20 protein-coding genes, 1 pseudogene and 1 other annotated feature are annotated in these 18,758 nt (G+C 55.9%); of the genes and pseudogenes, 12 read left to right on the forward strand and 9 right to left on the reverse strand.

Features of this window, described 5'->3' with window-relative positions:
• The first annotated feature begins 140 nt into the window (after positions 1–140).
• Both nifB and BJF97_RS19245 read left to right on the forward strand, forming a co-directional pair.
• On the forward strand, positions 141–1,547 hold the full coding sequence (nifB, locus tag BJF97_RS19240) for a nitrogenase cofactor biosynthesis protein NifB (protein WP_014838929.1): 1,407 nt from the start codon (positions 141–143) through the stop codon (positions 1,545–1,547).
• Positions 1,547–2,050 (forward strand): nitrogen fixation protein NifQ, encoded by a 504-nt coding sequence (locus BJF97_RS19245; RefSeq protein WP_025107738.1) that lies wholly within the window; start codon positions 1,547–1,549, stop codon positions 2,048–2,050. The genes nifB and BJF97_RS19245 overlap by 1 nt, the downstream gene beginning before the upstream one ends.
• 89 nt (positions 2,051–2,139) lie before the next feature.
• Here the strand turns inward: BJF97_RS19245 and BJF97_RS19250 are convergent, their stop codons facing one another.
• The 4 genes from BJF97_RS19250 to BJF97_RS19260 form a co-directional block, all read right to left on the reverse strand.
• The gene (locus BJF97_RS19250) at positions 2,140–3,498 is read right to left on the reverse strand and encodes an APC family permease (protein ID WP_070082971.1); all 1,359 of its coding nucleotides are present in this window, start codon (positions 3,496–3,498) and stop codon (positions 2,140–2,142) included.
• A complete protein-coding gene (gene yoeI / locus BJF97_RS35700; protein WP_096335043.1) occupies positions 3,488–3,550 on the reverse strand; it encodes a membrane protein YoeI in 63 nt (20 codons plus the stop codon). Before yoeI ends, BJF97_RS19250 begins: the two co-directional genes overlap by 11 nt.
• Positions 3,551–3,785: 235 nt before the next feature.
• Positions 3,786–4,676: a LysR family transcriptional regulator gene (locus tag BJF97_RS19255; RefSeq protein WP_032693851.1), complete on the reverse strand. Its 891-nt coding sequence runs from the start codon at positions 4,674–4,676 to the stop codon at positions 3,786–3,788.
• 38 nt (positions 4,677–4,714) lie between these two features.
• Entirely contained in the window at positions 4,715–5,539 is an 825-nt protein-coding gene (locus tag BJF97_RS19260; protein WP_004852412.1) for an SDR family oxidoreductase, read from the reverse strand.
• 175 nt (positions 5,540–5,714) lie between these two features.
• On the opposite strand from BJF97_RS19260, the gene hisL reads away from it, so the two are divergent.
• The 9 genes from hisL (at position 5,715) to hisIE (ending at position 12,954) form a co-directional block, all read left to right on the forward strand.
• Entirely contained in the window at positions 5,715–5,765 is a 51-nt protein-coding gene (hisL, locus tag BJF97_RS34295) for a his operon leader peptide (RefSeq protein ID WP_009654477.1), read from the forward strand.
• Positions 5,741–5,863: a sequence feature (His leader region), on the forward strand. It overlaps the preceding gene by 25 nt.
• A 47-nt stretch (positions 5,864–5,910) precedes the next feature.
• On the forward strand, positions 5,911–6,810 hold the full coding sequence (gene hisG, locus BJF97_RS19265; RefSeq protein ID WP_032693852.1) for an ATP phosphoribosyltransferase: 900 nt from the start codon (positions 5,911–5,913) through the stop codon (positions 6,808–6,810).
• A gap of 39 nt (positions 6,811–6,849) precedes the next feature.
• Positions 6,850–8,154: a histidinol dehydrogenase gene (gene hisD / locus BJF97_RS19270; RefSeq protein WP_032693853.1), complete on the forward strand. Its 1,305-nt coding sequence runs from the start codon at positions 6,850–6,852 to the stop codon at positions 8,152–8,154.
• Entirely contained in the window at positions 8,151–9,212 is a 1,062-nt protein-coding gene (gene hisC, locus BJF97_RS19275; protein WP_014230044.1) for a histidinol-phosphate transaminase, read from the forward strand. Before hisD ends, hisC begins: the two co-directional genes overlap by 4 nt.
• Positions 9,209–10,276 carry a bifunctional histidinol-phosphatase/imidazoleglycerol-phosphate dehydratase HisB gene (gene hisB / locus BJF97_RS19280; protein ID WP_014838934.1) on the forward strand — a complete coding sequence of 356 codons (1,068 nt, stop codon included), beginning with the start codon at positions 9,209–9,211 and terminating at the stop codon, positions 10,274–10,276. Before hisC ends, hisB begins: the two co-directional genes overlap by 4 nt.
• Positions 10,276–10,866, forward strand: a complete 591-nt coding sequence (gene hisH / locus BJF97_RS19285; protein WP_014230046.1) for an imidazole glycerol phosphate synthase subunit HisH — start codon at positions 10,276–10,278, stop codon at positions 10,864–10,866. Before hisB ends, hisH begins: the two co-directional genes overlap by 1 nt.
• Positions 10,866–11,603, forward strand: a complete 738-nt coding sequence (hisA, locus tag BJF97_RS19290; protein ID WP_014230047.1) for a 1-(5-phosphoribosyl)-5-[(5-phosphoribosylamino)methylideneamino]imidazole-4-carboxamide isomerase — start codon at positions 10,866–10,868, stop codon at positions 11,601–11,603. The genes hisH and hisA overlap by 1 nt, the downstream gene beginning before the upstream one ends.
• Entirely contained in the window at positions 11,585–12,361 is a 777-nt protein-coding gene (hisF, locus tag BJF97_RS19295) for an imidazole glycerol phosphate synthase subunit HisF (protein WP_014230048.1), read from the forward strand. The genes hisA and hisF overlap by 19 nt, the downstream gene beginning before the upstream one ends.
• Positions 12,355–12,954 carry a bifunctional phosphoribosyl-AMP cyclohydrolase/phosphoribosyl-ATP diphosphatase HisIE gene (hisIE, locus tag BJF97_RS19300; RefSeq protein WP_004122447.1) on the forward strand — a complete coding sequence of 200 codons (600 nt, stop codon included), beginning with the start codon at positions 12,355–12,357 and terminating at the stop codon, positions 12,952–12,954. The genes hisF and hisIE overlap by 7 nt, the downstream gene beginning before the upstream one ends.
• An 83-nt stretch (positions 12,955–13,037) precedes the next feature.
• Here the strand turns inward: hisIE and BJF97_RS19305 are convergent, their stop codons facing one another.
• Entirely contained in the window at positions 13,038–13,340 is a 303-nt protein-coding gene (locus BJF97_RS19305) for a hypothetical protein (protein WP_228706690.1), read from the reverse strand.
• Between the two features lie 38 nt (positions 13,341–13,378).
• Between BJF97_RS19305 and BJF97_RS19310 the strand changes: the two genes are divergently transcribed.
• Entirely contained in the window at positions 13,379–14,347 is a 969-nt protein-coding gene (locus tag BJF97_RS19310; RefSeq protein WP_077270219.1) for an IS5 family transposase, read from the forward strand.
• 55 nt (positions 14,348–14,402) lie between these two features.
• Here BJF97_RS19310 and BJF97_RS19315 read toward each other — a convergent pair.
• The 4 genes and pseudogenes from BJF97_RS19315 to glf form a co-directional block, all read right to left on the reverse strand.
• A pseudogene (locus BJF97_RS19315) lies at positions 14,403–15,422 on the reverse strand (glycosyltransferase family 2 protein); the annotation flags it as partial.
• A gap of 131 nt (positions 15,423–15,553) precedes the next feature.
• A complete protein-coding gene (locus BJF97_RS19320; protein ID WP_161505337.1) occupies positions 15,554–16,699 on the reverse strand; it encodes a glycosyltransferase family 4 protein in 1,146 nt (381 codons plus the stop codon).
• On the reverse strand, positions 16,700–17,593 hold the full coding sequence (locus BJF97_RS19325; RefSeq protein ID WP_032693856.1) for a glycosyltransferase: 894 nt from the start codon (positions 17,591–17,593) through the stop codon (positions 16,700–16,702).
• Positions 17,590–18,744 carry a UDP-galactopyranose mutase gene (gene glf, locus BJF97_RS19330; protein ID WP_004852435.1) on the reverse strand — a complete coding sequence of 385 codons (1,155 nt, stop codon included), beginning with the start codon at positions 18,742–18,744 and terminating at the stop codon, positions 17,590–17,592. Before glf ends, BJF97_RS19325 begins: the two co-directional genes overlap by 4 nt.
• Between the last annotated feature and the right edge of the window lie 14 nt (positions 18,745–18,758).

The following is an 18,758-nucleotide window of genomic DNA, read 5'->3' on the forward strand; positions in this document are numbered from 1 at the left end:
TGTCGCCAGCGCGGCGGAATTACGACAATTTTACCTGGCCGGCAGTCAGTTAAAGCGATTATTTTTCATAGCGTTGCAAAAACCCCCTCTGGTATAGCATTTGCAGCAGGAAGGTATCGCCCAACCACGAAGGTATGACCATGACTTCCTGCTCCTCTTTTTCTGGCGGCCCAGCCTGCCGCCCGGCGGATGACAGCGCCCTGACGCCGCTTGTGGCCGATAAAGCTGCCGCGCACCCCTGCTACTCTCGTAATGGGCATCACCGTTTTGCGCGGATGCATCTGCCCGTCGCGCCCGCCTGCAATTTGCAGTGCAATTACTGTAATCGCAAATTCGATTGCAGCAATGAGTCCCGCCCCGGCGTATCGTCAACGCTGCTCACGCCTGAGCAGGCGGTCGTCAAAGTGCGTCAGGTCGCACAGGCGATCCCGCAGCTTTCGGTGGTCGGCATCGCCGGCCCCGGCGATCCGCTCGCCAATATTGCCCGCACCTTCCGTACCCTGGAGCTGATCCACGAACAGCTGCCGGACCTGAAGTTATGCCTGTCGACCAACGGGCTGATGCTGCCCGACGCGGTGGACCGCCTGCTGGACGTCGGGGTTGACCACGTTACGGTCACCATTAATACCCTCGACGCGGAGATTGCCGCGCAAATCTACGCCTGGCTATGGCTGGACGGCGAGCGCTACAGCGGACGCGAAGCGGGAGAGATTCTGATTGCCCGTCAGCTGGAGGGCGTGCGCAGGCTGACCGCCCAGGGCGTGCTGGTGAAAATAAATTCGGTGCTGATCCCCGGCATCAACGATAGCGGCATGGCCGACGTGAGCCGCGCGCTGCGGGCCAGCGGCGCGTTTATCCATAATATTATGCCGCTGATCGCCAGGCCGGAGCACGGCACGGTGTTTGGCCTCAACGGCCAGCCGGAGCCGGACGCAGAGACGCTCGCCGCCACCCGCAGCCGGTGCGGAGAAGTGATGCCGCAGATGACCCACTGCCACCAGTGCCGCGCCGACGCCATCGGGATGCTTGGCGAAGACCGCAGCCAGCAGTTTACCCAGCTTCCGGCCCCGGAGAGCCTCCCGGCCTGGCTGCCGATCCTCCACCAGCGCGCGCAGCTGCACGCCAGCATTGCCACCCGCGGCGAATCTGAAGCCGATGACGCCTGCCTGGTCGCCGTGGCGTCAAGCCGCGGGGACGTGATTGATTGCCACTTTGGCCACACCGACCGGTTCTCTATCTACAGCCTCTCGGCCGCCGGCATGGTGCTGGTCAACGAACGGTTTACGCCTAAATATTGTCAGGGGCGCGAAGAGTGCGAGCCGCAGGATAACGCGGCCCGGTTCGCGGCGATCCTCGAACTGCTGGCGGACGTTAAAGCCGTATTCTGCGTGCGTATCGGCCATACGCCGTGGCAAATGCTGGAACAGGAAGGCATTGAACCGTGCGTTGACGGCGCATGGCGGCCGGTCTCCGAAGTGCTGCCCGCGTGGTGGCAGCAGCGCCGGGGGAGCTGGCCTGCCGCGCTGCCGCATAAGGGGGTCGCCTGATGCCGCCGCTCGACTGGCTGCGGCGCTTATGGCTGCTGTACCACGCGGGGAAAGGCAGCTTTCCGCTGCGCATGGGGCTTAGCCCGCGCGACTGGCAGGCGCTGCGGCGACGCCTGGGCGAGGCGGAGACGCCGCTGGACGGCGAGGCGCTAACCCGCCGCCGCCTGATGAGCGAACTCAACGCTACCCGCGAGGAGGAGCGCCAGCAGCTGGGCGCGTGGCTGGCGGGCTGGATGCAGCAGGAGGCCGGGCCGATGGCGCAGATTATCGCCGAGGTTTCGCTGGCGTTTAACCATCTCTGGCAGGATCTGGGCCTTGCGTCGCGCGCTGAACTGCGCCTGCTGATGATCGACTGCTTTCCGCAGCTGGTGGTGATGAACGAACACAATATGCGCTGGAAAAAGTTCTTTTACCGTCAGCGCTGTTTGCTCCAGCAGGGGGAAGTTATCTGCCGGTCGCCAAGCTGCGACGAGTGCCGGGAGCGCAGCGTCTGTTTTGAGTAGCGGTTACCCGGGCTCCTGCCCGGCCTGCGGAACGCCAGAAACAAAAAAGCCGGAGGTCTCCCTCCGGCTTTTCACATCACCAAACGCGATCAGGCAACGTCTTCGTACTGCGGTACCGGGTTGCGGAAGCTTTTGGTCACGCAGGCCAGGTAGACCAGACCAATACCGCCCCAGATCAGGCCGAGAATCATGGAGCTCTCTTCCAGATTGATCCACAGTGCGCCAACGGTCAGCGCGCCGCACACCGGCAGAACCAGATAGTTGAAGTGGTCTTTCAGCGTTTTGTTGCGCTTTTCACGGATCCAGAACTGGGAGATCACCGACAGGTTAACGAAGGTGAACGCCACCAGCGCGCCGAAGTTAATCAGCGCCGTCGCCGTGACGAGGTCGAATTTAATCGCCAGCAGCGCAATTGCGCCAACCAGCAGCACGTTCCACGCCGGAGTCCGCCATTTCGGATGCACGTAGCCGAAGAAGCGCGTCGGGAACACGCCGTCGCGGCCCATCACGTACATCAGGCGGGAAACGCCCGCGTGCGCGGCCATGCCGGACGCCAGTACGGTGACGCTGGAGAAAATCAGCACGCCCCACTGGAAGGTTTTGCCCGCCACGTACAGCATGATTTCAGGCTGCGATGCGTCCGGATCCTTAAAGCGCGAGATATCCGGGAAGTACAGCTGCAGGAAGTAGGAAGCGCCGATAAAGATCAGGCCGCCAATCAGCGCGGTCAGGAAGATAGCCTTCGGGATCACGCGCTCTGCGTCTTTGGTCTCTTCAGACAGCGAAGAGATACCGTCGAAGCCGAGGAACGAGAAGCACAGAATGGTCGCGCCGGTAATCATCGGCACCACGTGCGCGCCTTCAGACCAGAACGGACGGGTGCTGGTCAGCGTGCCCGCGCCTTCGCCGTGCATAACGCCGTAGATAATCAGGCCAACAATCACCGCCACGATGCCCATCTGCAGGATAACGATCAGGGTGTTGAAGTTCGCCACGGTCTTGATGCTGCGCAGGTTGGAGATGGTCATAAAGGCCACCAGCGCGACAACGAAGATCCACGATGGAATAGAAGGCACCAGCGCTTCAAAGTAAATTTTCGCCAGCAGAATGTTGATCATCGGCATGAACAGGTAGTCCAGCAGCGATGACCAGCCAACCATAAAGCCAACGGCCGGGCTAATGGATTTCTGCGCGTAGGTATAAGCGGAACCCGCCGACGGGAAACGGCGAACCAGTTTACCGTAGCTCAGCGCCGTGAAAAGAATGGCGATCAGCGCGAAGACGTAAGCCGTCGCAACGTGACCATCAGTCAATCCAGAGACGATACCAAACGTATCGAACAGCGTCATCGGCTGCATATAGGCCAGGCCCATCATGACAACCGGAATCAACGTAAGCGTTTTACGTAATTCCACGCGAGAGGTTTTTGGAGTAGCGTTATGCGACATAGTTATCCCCTTTTACGGTGAACGCCAGCGCGTAAGCAAAAAATTGCCCCATTTCTTTGTATTCCTCAGCGACAACCACTGTCGGTTTTTAGTAAATATCTATCCGGTACGAAGCCCGGCCTCTTGGTATTGAATGATGTGTCTTTCAACCAAAAAAATAACCGACACTTTAAAAAAGCGTCGGCCAGTTTCTGATTTTCAGGACGCGTATTTTGCAACAACTACAGGCACGATGACAAGATGTTACAAGGCTTAATAATTACGGCGATTCTCTAACAGATTAATATTCATACGATTTTAGTATTATAGACCTGATGGATAGCACTATTTGCTAATATCTCCTTTCGCCACCACTCGCCCGCCTGGCCGCAAATATCTTCATTCCAGCCTATCCACGCGCGATTGACCGGTTCAGGCACCGTCGTTTTTAATATTTGTAGCTCGCCGCGGGCGATGAAAGGCTGTACCTGAAATAGCGGCAAATAGCCCCATCCCAGTCCGGCGCACAGCAGCGTCAGCCGGGCGGAAAGATCGAATACCGCCAGGCTATCCTGAGCGTCAATCTGCGGCCACGCGCCGTCGGCCACAATAGCCCGATGACGGCGCAACGTCCGCCAGCCCAGCGGGCCGGCAATCTGCGCAAGCGGATGCCGGGGCGCAACAACAAACGCCTGCGCCACCTCTCCCAGCAGAACAGAGCCGCAGCCGCTGAGCGCCGGCGGGTCGCCCAGCACGCCGAGCAGAAGATCCGCCCGCCCTTCCATCAGCATCTGCCAGTTTGCGCCCGTGTTATCGCGGCGAAATTCAAGGCGGGTGGCGTGATGCTGGTGATAGAACGCCGCGATCGCGGGAGCCAGCAGCGGGAACGGAAAGGTGGCGTCGACGTTGAGTATCAGTGCATTTTCCCAGCCCTGATGCAGCCTGACGGCCTGCTTTTCCAGTTCTCGGGCGGTGTGCAGCACGTCGCGCCCCTTTTCCAGCAGCATCTGCCCGGTACGGGTAAAGCGCGCCCGGTGGCCGCTGCGGTCAAGCAGTTGAATATTGAGATCGCTTTCCAGCTTATGAATGGTGTAGCTCAGCGCCGACGGCGTTTTATAGAGCTTCGCCGAGGCGGCGGCAAAACTGCCCTCTTTGTCGAGGGCATCAAGAATGACGAGCACATCCAGCAGTGGTTTCATCGCTACCCCCTTACGGTACGCGATTCACCGCTGGCGCATTACTCCATCGGCATGACCAGCGGGTCGGGGTACTGGTACTCAAACCCCAGTTCGTTGCAAATACGGCTGCCATCTACGATCTTACCGCTACCGTTCTCCGGGTTATCAGAGAATACGGGGACGGGAAGCCCAAGCTCGCGGGCCATCTGCGGATAAAAGACGCCGCGCGCGGGATGCTTAGGCGCACATATATTATAGATGCGCCCGCCTTTCGGAGCCTGCAGTAACAGTTCGATCGCGGCAATCACATCCTGAAGATGCACCAGATTGACGCCGTGCTGGCCGTCCGGCGCGGATTTTCCGGCAAAAAAGCGCCCCGGGTGACGGGACGGCCCCACCAGCCCGGCGAGGCGCAGAATGTCCACCGAGGTGCCGGGAAGGTTATGCAGCCAGTCCTCCAGCTCTTTCAGCACCCGCCCGCTGGCGGTTTGCGGGTTGCGGGGCGAGTTCTCTTTCAGCGTGCCGCTGGCGTTGCCGTAAACCGACGTTGAGCTGGTGAATATGATGCGCGGCACGTGATGCGCCAGCGCGGTATCGACGATCTCCTGTACCGCCTGAAGATAAAAGTCCTCTCCCGGTCCGGTTCGCCGCGCCGGTAAGGTAATGACCAGCGCGTCAACGTTCATTAAGGCATCCAGATCTTCGGTGTCGCAGACCAGCTGCGGCTCCAGACGCAGCGGATAGCCGTCGATGCCGCACATCCGTGCCGCCTCGACGCCATCCTGCGTGGTCTTACTGCCGGTCACCTGCCATCCCCGCGACATCAACGACAGCGCAAGCGGCATACCCAGCCATCCTAAACCTACAATTGCGACCTTTTTCATCCCCTTGCTCCTGAATTTTCGCTGTGCTGACTTAAGGCTACGCCAGCCGGCGGCAGCTGACAATTTCTTAGGTCAATATGAAATCAATTAATGATAGAAAAAAGCCCTTGCTTTATGCGAGCGAAGTGGTTTAGGTTAAAAGGCATCAAATGCATAGTCATTCACAGAGAATTTTATGAACAGCGTTCAATTTAAAAACCACCATCATCACCATCATCCTGACTAGTCTTTCAGGCGATGTGTGCTGGAAGACGTTTGGATCTTCCAGTGGTGCATGAACGCAAAGAGAGCCCCCGGAAGATTCACTTCCGGGGGCTTTTTTTTGGACCGAATTCGGACAGATTCAGACAGGGTTACAGAGGAAAATAAGAATGTTAGACAACAGCCGTTTACGCATAGCTATTCAGAAATCAGGGCGTTTAAGCGAAGATTCACGCGAATTACTCAGCCGCTGCGGCATCAAAGTGAATCTGCACACCCAGCGCCTGATCGCGCTGGCGGAAAATATGCCCATCGATATTCTGCGCGTGCGTGATGACGATATTCCGGGCCTTATCATGGACGGCGTGGTCGATTTGGGGATTATCGGCGAAAACGTGCTGGAGGAAGAGCTGCTGAGCCGCCGCGCTCAGGGCGAAGACCCGCGCTACTTCACCCTGCGCCGTCTCGACTTCGGCGGCTGCCGCCTGTCGCTGGCGACCCCGGCGGATGAACCCTGGGACGGCCCGGCGGCGCTTAACGGCAAACGCATCGCCACCTCCTACCCGCACCTGCTGAAGCGCTACCTTGACCAGAAAGGGATCTCGTTCAAATCCTGCCTGCTGAACGGCTCGGTTGAAGTGGCTCCGCGCGCCGGTCTGGCCGACGCGATTTGCGACCTGGTATCAACCGGCGCGACTCTCGAAGCAAACGGCCTGCGCGAAGTGGAAGTGATGTTCCGCTCCAAAGCCTGCCTGATCCAGCGCGACGGCGAGATGGCCGATAGCAAACAGCAGCTGATCGACCGCCTGCTGACCCGTATTCAGGGGGTGATTCAGGCCCGCGAATCAAAATACATCATGATGCACGCGCCGACCGAGCGCCTGGAAGAAGTGGTCGCCCTGCTGCCCGGCGCCGAGCGCCCGACCATTCTGCCGCTGGCGGGTGACAAGCAGCGCGTGGCGATGCACATGGTGAGCAGCGAAACCCTGTTCTGGGAAACCATGGAAAAACTGAAAGCGCTGGGCGCCAGCTCCATTCTGGTCCTGCCGATTGAGAAGATGATGGAGTAAACCGGCGGGTCGGTCACGGGATAAACAGGGGAAACAACCATGAGCTTCAACACAATTATCGACTGGAACGGCTGTAGCGCAGAACAACAGCAACAGCTCTTAACGCGCCCGGCCATTTCCGCCTCCGAGAGCATCAGCAAGACGGTGTCGGAGATCCTGAATAACGTTAAAGACAACGGCGATGCGGCCCTGCGCGAATACGGCGCGAAGTTCGATAAAACCGACGTCAAGGCGCTGAAGGTCAGCGATGGAGAGATTGCCGCCGCCGGCGCGCGCCTGAGCGACGAGCTCAAGCAGGCGATGGCCGTGGCGGTCAAAAACATCGAAACCTTCCACAACGCGCAGCGGCTGCAGGCCGTCGATGTGGAAACCCTGCCGGGCGTACGCTGCCAGCAGGTGACCCGCCCTATCGCCTCCGTCGGCTTATATATTCCCGGCGGCTCGGCGCCGCTGTTCTCCACGGTGCTGATGCTCGCCACGCCGGCGCGCATCGCGGGCTGCCAGCAGGTGGTGCTATGCTCGCCGCCGCCGATTGCCGATGAAATCCTCTATGCCGCCCAGCTGTGCGGCGTGCGCAATATCTTTAACGTCGGCGGCGCGCAGGCGATTGCCGCCCTGGCGTTCGGCACCGAATCGGTGGCGAAGGTCGATAAAATCTTTGGCCCGGGCAACGCCTTCGTGACCGAAGCCAAGCGCCAGGTCAGCCAGCGTCTTGACGGCGCGGCTATCGATATGCCCGCCGGGCCGTCGGAAGTGCTGGTGATCGCCGACAGCGGCGCCACTCCGGATTTCGTCGCCTCCGACCTGCTTTCCCAGGCGGAGCACGGCCCGGATTCGCAGGTGATCCTGCTGACGCCGGATAGCGAGATGGCCACCCGCGTCGCGCAAGCCGTTGAGCGCCAGCTGGCCGCGCTGTCCCGTGCGGAAACGGCCCGCGGGGCGCTCTCCGCCAGCCGCATCATCGTGGCGCGCGATATCGCCCAGTGCGTGGAGATTTCCAACCAGTACGGTCCCGAGCACCTGATTATTCAGACCCGCAACGCCCGCGAACTGGTCGACGGCATTACCAGCGCCGGTTCGGTATTTCTCGGCGACTGGTCGCCGGAATCCGCCGGCGATTACGCCTCCGGCACCAACCACGTGCTGCCGACCTACGGCTACACCGCCACCTGCTCCAGCCTCGGCCTGGCGGATTTTCAGAAACGCATGACCGTGCAGGAGCTGTCGCGCGACGGGTTTGCCGCCCTCGCCTCAACGATTGAGATTCTGGCCGCCGCCGAGCGTCTGGACGCCCACAAAAACGCCGTTACGCTGCGCGTCGCAGCCCTTAAGGAGCAAGCATGAGCATCGAAGATTTAGCCCGCGCCAACGTCCGCGCGCTGACGCCGTATCAATCTGCTCGCCGTCTGGGCGGTAAAGGCGACGTCTGGCTGAACGCCAACGAATTCCCGACCGCGGTCGCGTTTCAGCTGACCGAGCAGACGATGAACCGCTATCCGGAACCGCAGCCGAAAGCGGTCATTGAACGCTACGCGCAGTATGCGGGCGTCAAGCCGGAGCAGGTGCTGGTCAGCCGCGGCGCCGATGAAGGCATTGAACTGCTGATCCGCGCCTTCTGCGAGCCGGGCCAGGACGCGGTGCTCTACTGTCCGCCGACCTACGGCATGTACAGCGTCAGCGCCGAAACCATCGGCGTGACCTGCCGTACGGTGCCCACCCTCGCCGACTGGCAGCTGGATCTGCCGGGTATCGCGGCCAATCTTGACGGCGTGAAAGTGGTGTTCGTCTGCAGCCCGAATAACCCGACCGGGCAGATTATCAACCCGAAAGATTTTCGCACCCTGCTGGAGATGGCGCGCGGTAAAGCCATCGTGGTCGCGGATGAGGCCTATATTGAGTTCTGCCCGCAGGCCACGCTGGCGACCTGGCTCAACGAGTATCCGCACCTGGTGATTCTGCGTACCCTCTCCAAGGCCTTCGCCCTGGCCGGACTGCGCTGCGGCTTTACCCTCGCCAACGCCGAGGTGATTAACGTGCTGATGAAGGTTATCGCACCTTATCCGCTCTCGACGCCGGTCGCCGACATCGCCGCCCAGGCGCTCAGCGCGGAAGGCATTGCCGCCATGCGCGCGCGCGTGGCGCAGATCCTCGGCGAACGCGATTATCTGGTCAGCCAGCTGCGCAGCATTGCCTGCGTTGAAGAGGTGTTCGATTCCGAGAGCAACTACGTTCTGGCGCGGATCACCGCCTCCAGCGCGGTATTTAAATCTTTGTGGGATCAGGGCATTATCTTACGTGACCAGAATAAACAACCTTCATTAAGCGGCTGTTTGCGTATCACTATCGGTACCCGTGCAGAGAGCCAGCGCGTCATTGACGCTTTGACTGCGGAGAATGTATGACCCAGAAGTTTCTCTTTATTGACCGTGACGGTACGCTGATTTCCGAGCCACCGGTTGATTTTCAGGTAGACCGCTTCGATAAGCTGGCGTTTGAGCCGCAGGTGATCCCGGCCCTGCTGAAGCTGCAGCAGGAAGGGTACAAGCTGGTGATGATCACCAATCAGGACGGGCTGGGAACCGCCAGCCTGCCGCAGGACGAGTTCGACGGCCCGCACAACCTGATGATGCAGATTTTCTCCTCGCAGGGCGTCAACTTTGACGAGGTGCTGATTTGCCCGCATCTCCCGGCGGATAACTGCGACTGCCGCAAGCCGAAAACCAAACTGGTGCTGCCGTGGCTGGAGCAAGGGGTGATGGACACCGCCAACAGCTACGTGATTGGCGACCGCGCGACCGATATCCAGCTGGCGGATAACATGGGCATTACCGGCCTGCGCTATGACCGCGAAAAGCTGGACTGGCCAACCATTTGCGAACAGCTAACCCGCCGCGACCGCTACGCCCACGTTGAGCGCATCACCAAAGAGACCCAGGTGGATGTGAAAGTGTGGCTGGACCGCGAAGGCGGCAGCAAAATCTCCACCGGCGTCGGCTTCTTCGATCATATGCTTGACCAAATCGCCACCCACGGCGGCTTCCGCCTGGAGATTAACGTCGGCGGCGATCTTTATATCGACGATCACCACACCGTGGAAGATACCGGGCTCGCGCTGGGCGAAGCGCTGAAGCTGGCCCTCGGCGACAAGCGCGGTATCGGCCGTTTCGGCTTTGTGCTGCCGATGGACGAATGCCTGGCCCGCTGCGCGCTGGATATCTCCGGCCGTCCGCACCTCGAATACAAAGCCGACTTTACCTATCAGCGCGTTGGCGATCTGAGCACCGAGATGGTGGAACACTTCTTCCGCTCGCTCTCGTATACCATGGCGGTCACTCTGCACCTGAAAACCAAGGGCAAAAACGACCACCACCGCGTTGAGAGCCTGTTTAAGGCCTTCGGCCGCACGCTACGCCAGGCGATTCGCGTCCAGGGCGACACGCTGCCGTCTTCGAAAGGGGTACTCTGATGAACGTGGTGATCCTCGATACCGGCTGCGCCAACCTCAATTCGGTGAAATCCGCGGTGAGCCGCCACGGCTACGAGCCGCAGGTCAGCCGCGACCCGGATGTGGTGCTACGCGCCGATAAACTGTTTCTGCCGGGAGTGGGCACGGCTCAGGCGGCGATGGACCAGCTGCGCGAGCGCGATTTGATCGAGCTGATTAAAGCCTGTACCCAGCCGGTGCTGGGCATTTGCCTCGGCATGCAGCTGCTGGGAAAACGCAGCGAGGAGAATAACGGCGTTGACCTGCTGGGCATTATCGACCAGGACGTGCCGAAAATGACCGACCACGGCCTGCCGCTACCGCATATGGGCTGGAACCGGGTATACGCCAAAGCGGGCGATCGTCTGTTTCGCGGCATTGAAGACGGGGCGTATTTTTACTTCGTCCACAGCTATGCGATGCCGGTCAACGTCAATACCATCGCCCAGTGCAGCTACGGCGAGGCCTTCACCGCGGCGGTGCAGAAAGATAACTTCTTTGGCGTCCAGTTCCACCCTGAACGCTCCGGCAGCGCCGGGGCGCAGCTGCTGAAAAACTTCCTGGAGATGTGATGATCATTCCTGCTTTAGATTTAATTGACGGCACGGTCGTCCGTCTCCATCAGGGCGATTACGGTCAGCAGCGCGACTACGGTAACGACCCGCTGCCGCGCCTGCAATCCTATGCCGCCCAGGGGGCCGAAGTGCTGCACCTGGTCGACCTGACCGGGGCGAAAGATCCGGCGAAGCGCCAGATCCCGCTGCTGAAAACGCTGGTTGCCGGCGTGAACGTGCCGGTGCAGGTTGGCGGCGGCGTGCGGACGGAAGAAGACGTGGCCGCCCTGCTTGATGCAGGCGTAGCGCGCGTGGTTGTGGGTTCGACGGCGGTGAAGTCGCCGGAAGTGGTGAAAGGCTGGTTTACGCGTTTTGGCCCGCAGCATCTGGTGCTGGCGCTTGACGTGCGGATCGACGCGGAAGGCAATAAGCAGGTGGCGGTCAGCGGCTGGCAGGAGAACTCCGGCGTAACCCTGGAGGAGCTGGTGGAGAGCTATCAGTCCGTCGGCCTGCAGCACGTGCTGTGTACCGATATTTCCCGCGACGGGACGCTGGCCGGGTCTAACGTCTCGCTGTATGAAGAAGTCTGCGCCCGCTATCCACAGGTCGCGTTTCAGTCTTCCGGCGGCATTGGCGATCTGCATGATATCGCCGCGCTGCGCGGAACCGGAGTGCGCGGGGTGATTGTCGGCCGGGCGCTGCTGGAAGGTAAATTTAACGTAACGGAGGCCATTCAATGCTGGCAAAACGGATAATCCCCTGTCTCGACGTTCGCGACGGCCAGGTAGTGAAAGGCGTGCAGTTCCGTAATCACGAAATCATCGGTGATATCGTCCCGCTGGCAAAACGCTATGCCGACGAAGGCGCGGATGAGCTGGTGTTCTACGATATCACCGCCTCCAGCGACGGCCGCGTGGTGGACAAAAGCTGGGTGTCGCGGGTCGCGGAAGTGATCGACATTCCGTTCTGCGTCGCCGGCGGCATTAAGTCGCTGGACGATGCGGCGCAAATTCTCTCCTTCGGCGCGGATAAAATCTCCATCAACTCCCCTGCCCTGGCGGATCCGACGCTGATTACCCGCCTGGCCGACCGTTTCGGCGTGCAGTGTATTGTGGTGGGCATCGATACCTGGTTTGACGCCGCGAGCGGTAAGTATCACGTCAACCAGTATACCGGCGATGAGAGCCGGACGCGGGTGACGCAGTGGGAAACCCTGGACTGGGTGCAGGAAGTGCAAAAGCGCGGGGCCGGCGAGATCGTCCTCAATATGATGAACCAGGACGGCGTGCGTAACGGCTACGATCTGGCGCAGTTAAGCAAGGTCCGCGCCGTGTGCCACGTGCCGCTGATTGCATCCGGCGGCGCGGGCACCATGGAGCACTTCCTGGAAGCCTTCCGCGACGCCAACGTCGACGGCGCGCTGGCTGCCTCGGTGTTCCACAAGCAAATTATCAACATTGGTGAACTGAAAACGTACCTGGCAGCACAGGGCGTGGAGATTAGGGTATGTTAAGTGAACAGCTGGATTGGCAAAAAACCGACGGTCTGATGCCGGTCATCGTGCAGCACGCCGTTTCTGGTGAAGTGCTGATGCTGGGCTATATGAATCAGGATGCGCTGGCGAAAACCGAAGAGACCGGCAAGGTGACCTTTTATTCGCGGACCAAACAGCGTCTGTGGACCAAGGGGGAAACCTCAGGCAATTTCCTCAACGTGGTGAGCATCACCCCGGATTGCGATAACGATACCCTGCTGGCGCTGGTTAATCCGATTGGCCCAACCTGCCATAAAGGCACCTCAAGCTGCTTTGGCGAAACCGGCCATCAGTGGCTGTTCTTATATCAGCTGGAGCAGCTGCTGGCGGAACGCAAACACGCCGATCCGGAAAGCTCCTATACCGCGAAGCTGTACGCCAGCGGCACCAAACGTATTGCGCAGAAGGTGGGGGAAGAAGGCGTTGAGACCGCGCTGGCCGCGACGGTGCATGACCAGTTCGAACTGAAGAATGAAGCGTCGGATTTGATGTATCACCTGCTGGTGCTGCTGCAGGATCAGGGGCTGAATTTAACGGATGTGGTGGAAAACCTGCGGAGCAGGCATAAGTAAGTCATCAAAGGGAGGCGGCATGACGCCTCCCTTGCAATATCAACATCGCCAGCGCGCTGGTTGATATCACCTGTTTATCATCGTCATGACTTTTTTCGTGCGGTTATTTCTTTAACTAGCCTCAATGGTTTCGTCATTTTCCATGATAAAGATGAAACCAAATCTGTATAGCGCTGAGTCAGCTCCTGGTACGCATTTTCAATGCTGAGCAATTTCTGTTGCTGAGTTTGATACTCGTCCTCTAAACGCGTATTCCGCTGTTCAAGCTCGTGGATAATGGTGGTTTTATCGCTAACCTGCGCCTTCAGAACATCAATTTCACTTCGCTGAGATACCGTCGACTGTTTAAGAGAAGTCATTTCTTCCTGCAGCGTTGAGTTCATCATTTGTGCGGCTTTGTTGAATAAATCGAACTTTTGCTGAGTTGAAGGATCAGATCACGCATCCTCCCGACAACACAGACCATTCCGTGGCAAAGCAAAAGTTCAGAATCACCAACTGGTCCACCTACAACAAAGCTCTCATCAACCGTGGCTCCCTCACTTTCTGGCTGGATGATGAGGCGATTCAGGCCTGGTATGAGTCGGCAACGCCTTCATCACGAGGAAGGCCCCAGCGCTATTCTGATCTCGCCATCACCACCGTTCTGGTGATTAAACGCGTATTCCGGCTGACCCTGCGGGCTGCGCAGGGTTTTATTGATTCCATTTTTGCCCTGATGAACGTTCCGTTGCGCTGCCCGGATTACACCAGTGTCAGTAAGCGGGCAAAGTCGGTTAATGTCAGTTTCAAAACGTCCACCCGGGGTGAAATCGCACACCTGGTGATTGATTCCACCGGGCTGAAGGTCTTTGGTGAAGGCGAATGGAAAGTCAGAAAGCACGGCAAAGAGCGCCGTCGTATCTGGCGAAAGTTGCATCTTGCTGTTGACAGCAACACACATGAAGTTGTCTGTGCAGACCTGTCGCTGAATAACGTCACGGACTCAGAAGCCTTCCCGGGCCTTATCCGGCAGACTCACAGAAAAATCAGGGCAGCCGCGGCAGACGGGGCTTACGATACCCGGTTCTGTCACGATGAACTGCGCCGCAAAAAAATCAGCGCGCTTATTCCTCCCCGAAAAGGAGCAGGTTACTGGCCCTGTGAGTACGCAGACCGCAACCGTGCCGTTGCTAATCAGCGGCTGAGCGGAAGCAATGCATGGTGGAAATGGACAACGGAATATAACCGTCGCTCGATAGCGGAAACGGCAATGTACAGAATGAAGCAGTTGTTGGGAGATTCACTGACGCTGCGTGACTACGATGGTCAGGTAGCGGAAGCTATGGCCATGGTGCGTGCGTTGAACAGGATGACAAAGGCTGGGATGCCAGAAAGCGTGCGTATTGCCTGAAAATCCAGCCAGCTACAGGGTCGTTCGCAAGAAATCTTATTTATTCAACAAAGCCCATTTGTGCATGTTCAAGCTCGCATAACGCTCTGTCTTTCAGCGAAAAAATATACTCTTCCGCTGACTGATTAACGATCCGGGCATACGCAGCTTTGATAAAGTCATCATAAAAATCATCACGATCGATTTCTAAAGATAAGATGAACGACTTTACTTGGTTAAACAACGGGTTAAACGTACTGCCAGAAATCGTATTGAGATGCCACTCAAGAAAAACAACGGCGTAATTATTAAAATCACGACTTCTGGACGCCAGTAAATCACGATCTTGCATAAACAAACGTAGCGAAGTTAATGCCTCCAGCGCGCAGTGCCACGAATCTTCTCTGGTGGAGGAAAGCGACTCAGCGCGGTGGATAGTATGAGAGATTAAGATCTCATCAACCAGAGAGATGCGATTTGCTAACAGCATGAAACAACTCACAAAGTACAGGTCGTTTGTGGTTCTCAGCGGTTGAAACTCCAGGCCCATTGCCAGGATAGCCTCGCGTCTGAAGAGCTTATCCCATGGCCACCATATAAAGGCTCTGAAAAAATCGTCAGCAATTTCCCGTGAAGAGAAGACCTCTTTTTCAGGCAGTAAATCCTCACGCGCCGACAAAGGCATGGGAGAACGGGTATTGGTTTGCAAATCGACTGACTGGCACCGGCAGATAACAACATCCGTTTGCAGGGCCGTAGCCCGGTCGGACATTCTCTTTAACATCTCTTTATCGGCGTAATCGTCATCGTCGAGGAAAATGATGTATTCGCCGGTCGCTACTCGTAAGCCGATATTTCGCGATTCGCCGCCACCGACGTTGCTCGGATTGGTGATAACCCGGACTCGCGAATCTTCACTGGCTATTTTAGTGATAATATCCAGAGTATTATCCGTTGAGCTATCGTTAACAAGGATAATCTCAATCTCTTTTAAAGACTGGGCTAACACCGTAGTAAGCGTCTCAGCAATATACTCCGCGGCGTTATGGACAGGGATAATAACGGATACAATAACGTTACTTGATTCATCAGACATTCAATCACCTTCAAAATAAGAGGCACGCAATCATTAAACTCATCATGCGTTTGCTGAGCAGTTACATAGCTTAAAATGCAACCGCTTCGGAGGTGTTTGATTTACATGAAGCTGTAATCTCTTGCGTTACATCATCCCTGAACCACATCATGATAAGTCTTTAAGGTCTTGCTAATGATCATACCGCTAGAAAACTTATCCTGAACGCGTTGCCGTCCTTTGATACCCATCTCTACTCGTGCTTTGGGATTGGCTAACAAGAATTCAAGCTTATCGGCCAGCTCCTGCGGAGAGTTACTTTTCACGATAATGCCGTTATCGTTATTAATGATCAGGCTATCGCAGCCGCCAACATCGTAGGCAATGCAGGCCCGGCCAACCGAGGAAGCTTCAAGCAGAATACGCGGCACGCCTTCGGAATAGATCGAAGGTAATGCCACGATGTTCGACTCCTCGATCAAGTCGCAGACGTTAGAGCTGTGACCCAACCAGTTAATCAGACCTTCTTTATGCCATTGCTGGATCACCGCAAGGGATATGGCATCCTTATCGTTTTCAACGAGTATCCCGGCAACGTTTAGCGTAAAATGAATATTTCTTGCTTCGAGGATTTTCTTGGCTTCAATTAAATCCCCGAGCCCTTTACTCCAGAGCATTCTGCTGGCAAACAGCACAACCGGAACGTCACGCTCCTGCTCCAGAGAATATTTATAGATCTCCGGATTGATACCCGCGCCATCGATGACAATAGTCTGCTGATAGTCAATCCCGACAAAACCCGCCAGTTTTTTACGATCTTTATCGTGCTCAAACATAAATATACTGCGCTTATTACTGGCAATACATTTGTAGGCCATGATGGTGATATTGCGCAATAGCTTAAGCAAACCCGTATCACCTGAAAATACACGACCCAGACCGACAAAACTCACGATGACGGGACGGTTGTTTGTCCTGGACAGGAGCCCACCGATCAGACAGGGTTTAATAGTGATACAGTGTAAAAGGTCGGGATTAATTTCTTTAATGAGCTTTCGGGAGGCAAAAAAGGCCCGAAAGAAAGTTAATGCATTAAATGATTGAGCATCAAGTGGGACATTATGACACTTAAAACCGAATGTTTTAAATTTATTCAGCACTTTACCGTCGACAAAATGACTGATGATGTGAATCTCATAACCAGCATCTCGGGCGGCGATCGCACGATCAATCCAGTGCAAATCAAAATACCAATCCGAGTTTATGAAATAACACAGTTTTTTCATTGCTATATCCACTTAATGATTCTTACCGCTGATTCCTTTTACACCATGGATAATTCCACGACGCAAGTATTTAAAATATAACAATTTATTGCGTTGCCATGGCAATATTGATACATATTTAATCAACCGTAAAAGGATTGAGAGACGGCTAAAAATGGCAACTCGCGGAAAAATTCTCTTCGCCAAAATAAGATTTCGACAAAGATAATAAACCTTCCATTCGGGAACAATACATTTCCCCTGGATACTCACATCGTGGGTAAAGATGACCTCGGGAGAATAGCGAATAGCTTCGCCATCTAATGTCAGCTGATAGCCAAAATAGAGATCGTCAAAATATAAAAATAACTCGTCGTGAATACTGTGGAGATGCTTTTGCAGCACATCTCGCTGAATAATCATACCGACAAAGGAAACCGTCTGTACCGCACACGCCCGGGAAACCGACGGAAGAAACTCCGCAGGATTTCTGATGTAGCGTAATGTGTCCATAAACGACGACGGAACTTTGGCAAAAGGCATGTTCATCGGACAGGGTTGCCCCTGAAGATCCTTGACCAAAGCGGTGAACACCCGACAGTTAGCCTTTTCTAGCTGGGCAAATTTTTCCAGCGCATCGCTCTCGGGCCAGGCGTCATCATCGTAAAAGAAAACCCAGTCGCTATCGACGTTGTCGCATAAATATTGACTCCCGGCCTTAAAGCCACCCGCGCCACCGCTGTTGGATGGCAGATTAAGAACAATCACTCGCGGGTCGCTAAGGGTGGCTAACCAGGCCTGGGTTCCATCCGTGGACCCGTTATTGACAACAACAATCGCTGTAAAATTTAATTTCACCGTGTTGGCAATAGTCAGCTTTAACTTCTCTAAACGATTATACGTGACTATTAATGCGGAGCAATTCATCGCACAGAAACCGTAAATACTGGCATAGACTCATTACTGCTAAGGGAGGACAAGTACTTATCAGCTGTATTTAATGCTTCAGCGATAGTAACATCCATATCCAGATATCGATAGGTTCCAAGGCGGCCAACAAAAGTCATATTCTTTTCATTTTCCGCGAGGGACAAATATTTATCGAGTAAAGCCATCTCCCCCATCTGACGAATCGGATAATAAGGGATATCCTTTTCGCCACATTCGCGGCTGTATTCCTTGTAACAGACCGATCCCTCATGGGATTCCCAGGGCGAAAAGTACTTATGTTCAGTGATACGGGTATAAGGAACATCCAGCGAGCAGTAATTCATTACCGCGCAGCCCTGATAATCGCCCTGCCAGGTGAATTTTTCAAAATCCAGAGTACGATAGCCCAGGCGACCATATTGATAGGAATAAAAAGCATCCAGCGGCCCGCTATAGAACACGTGATCGTACTGTTCTCTCTCTTCAGCGTTAAACGATTGCTGAAGTTCGATGGTAATATTTTCATGATTGGCGATTGACTCAATCATTTTCGTATAACCCAGTTTCGGCATGCCCTGAAATCTGTGGTTAAAGTAATTATCATCGTAGTTAAAACGAACCGGCAGACGCTTAAGAATCGACGCGGGAAGCTGCGAAGGCTCCATCCCCCACTGTTTGATGGTATAGCCCTTGAAGAACGCCTCATAGAGCTCTTTGCCGATAAAACGCAGAGCCTGTTCTTCAAAGGTCTTCGGTTCCAGGATCGAACTGTCCCCTTTTTCGGCAATAAGCGCCCGGGCCTCATCTGGCGAACAGGTCTTCGCAAAAAACTGGTTGATGGTATGCAGGTTGATCGGCAGAGAAAACACCTGGCCATTCACGGTTGCTTTGACACGGTTCACATACGGCATCATCTCAGCGTGCTGAGTCACATAGTTCCACACTGTTTCATTATCGGTGTGAAAGATATGCGGGCCATAAACGTGAACCATAACGTCGGTTTGCGGATCGCGCGCATCATAGGAGTTACCGCCTATGTGGTCACGCTGGTCAATAATTCTGATGTGATGACCTTGTTCAGCGAGCTGGCGTGCGATAACCACACCGGAAAAACCCGCTCCGACGATGAGAATATTTTTACTGTTCATAATATAACTCCAGC

Origin of the sequence: Klebsiella sp. LTGPAF-6F (assembly GCF_001753185.1) — a bacterium.
GTDB classification, from domain to species: domain Bacteria; phylum Pseudomonadota; class Gammaproteobacteria; order Enterobacterales; family Enterobacteriaceae; genus Klebsiella; species Klebsiella michiganensis.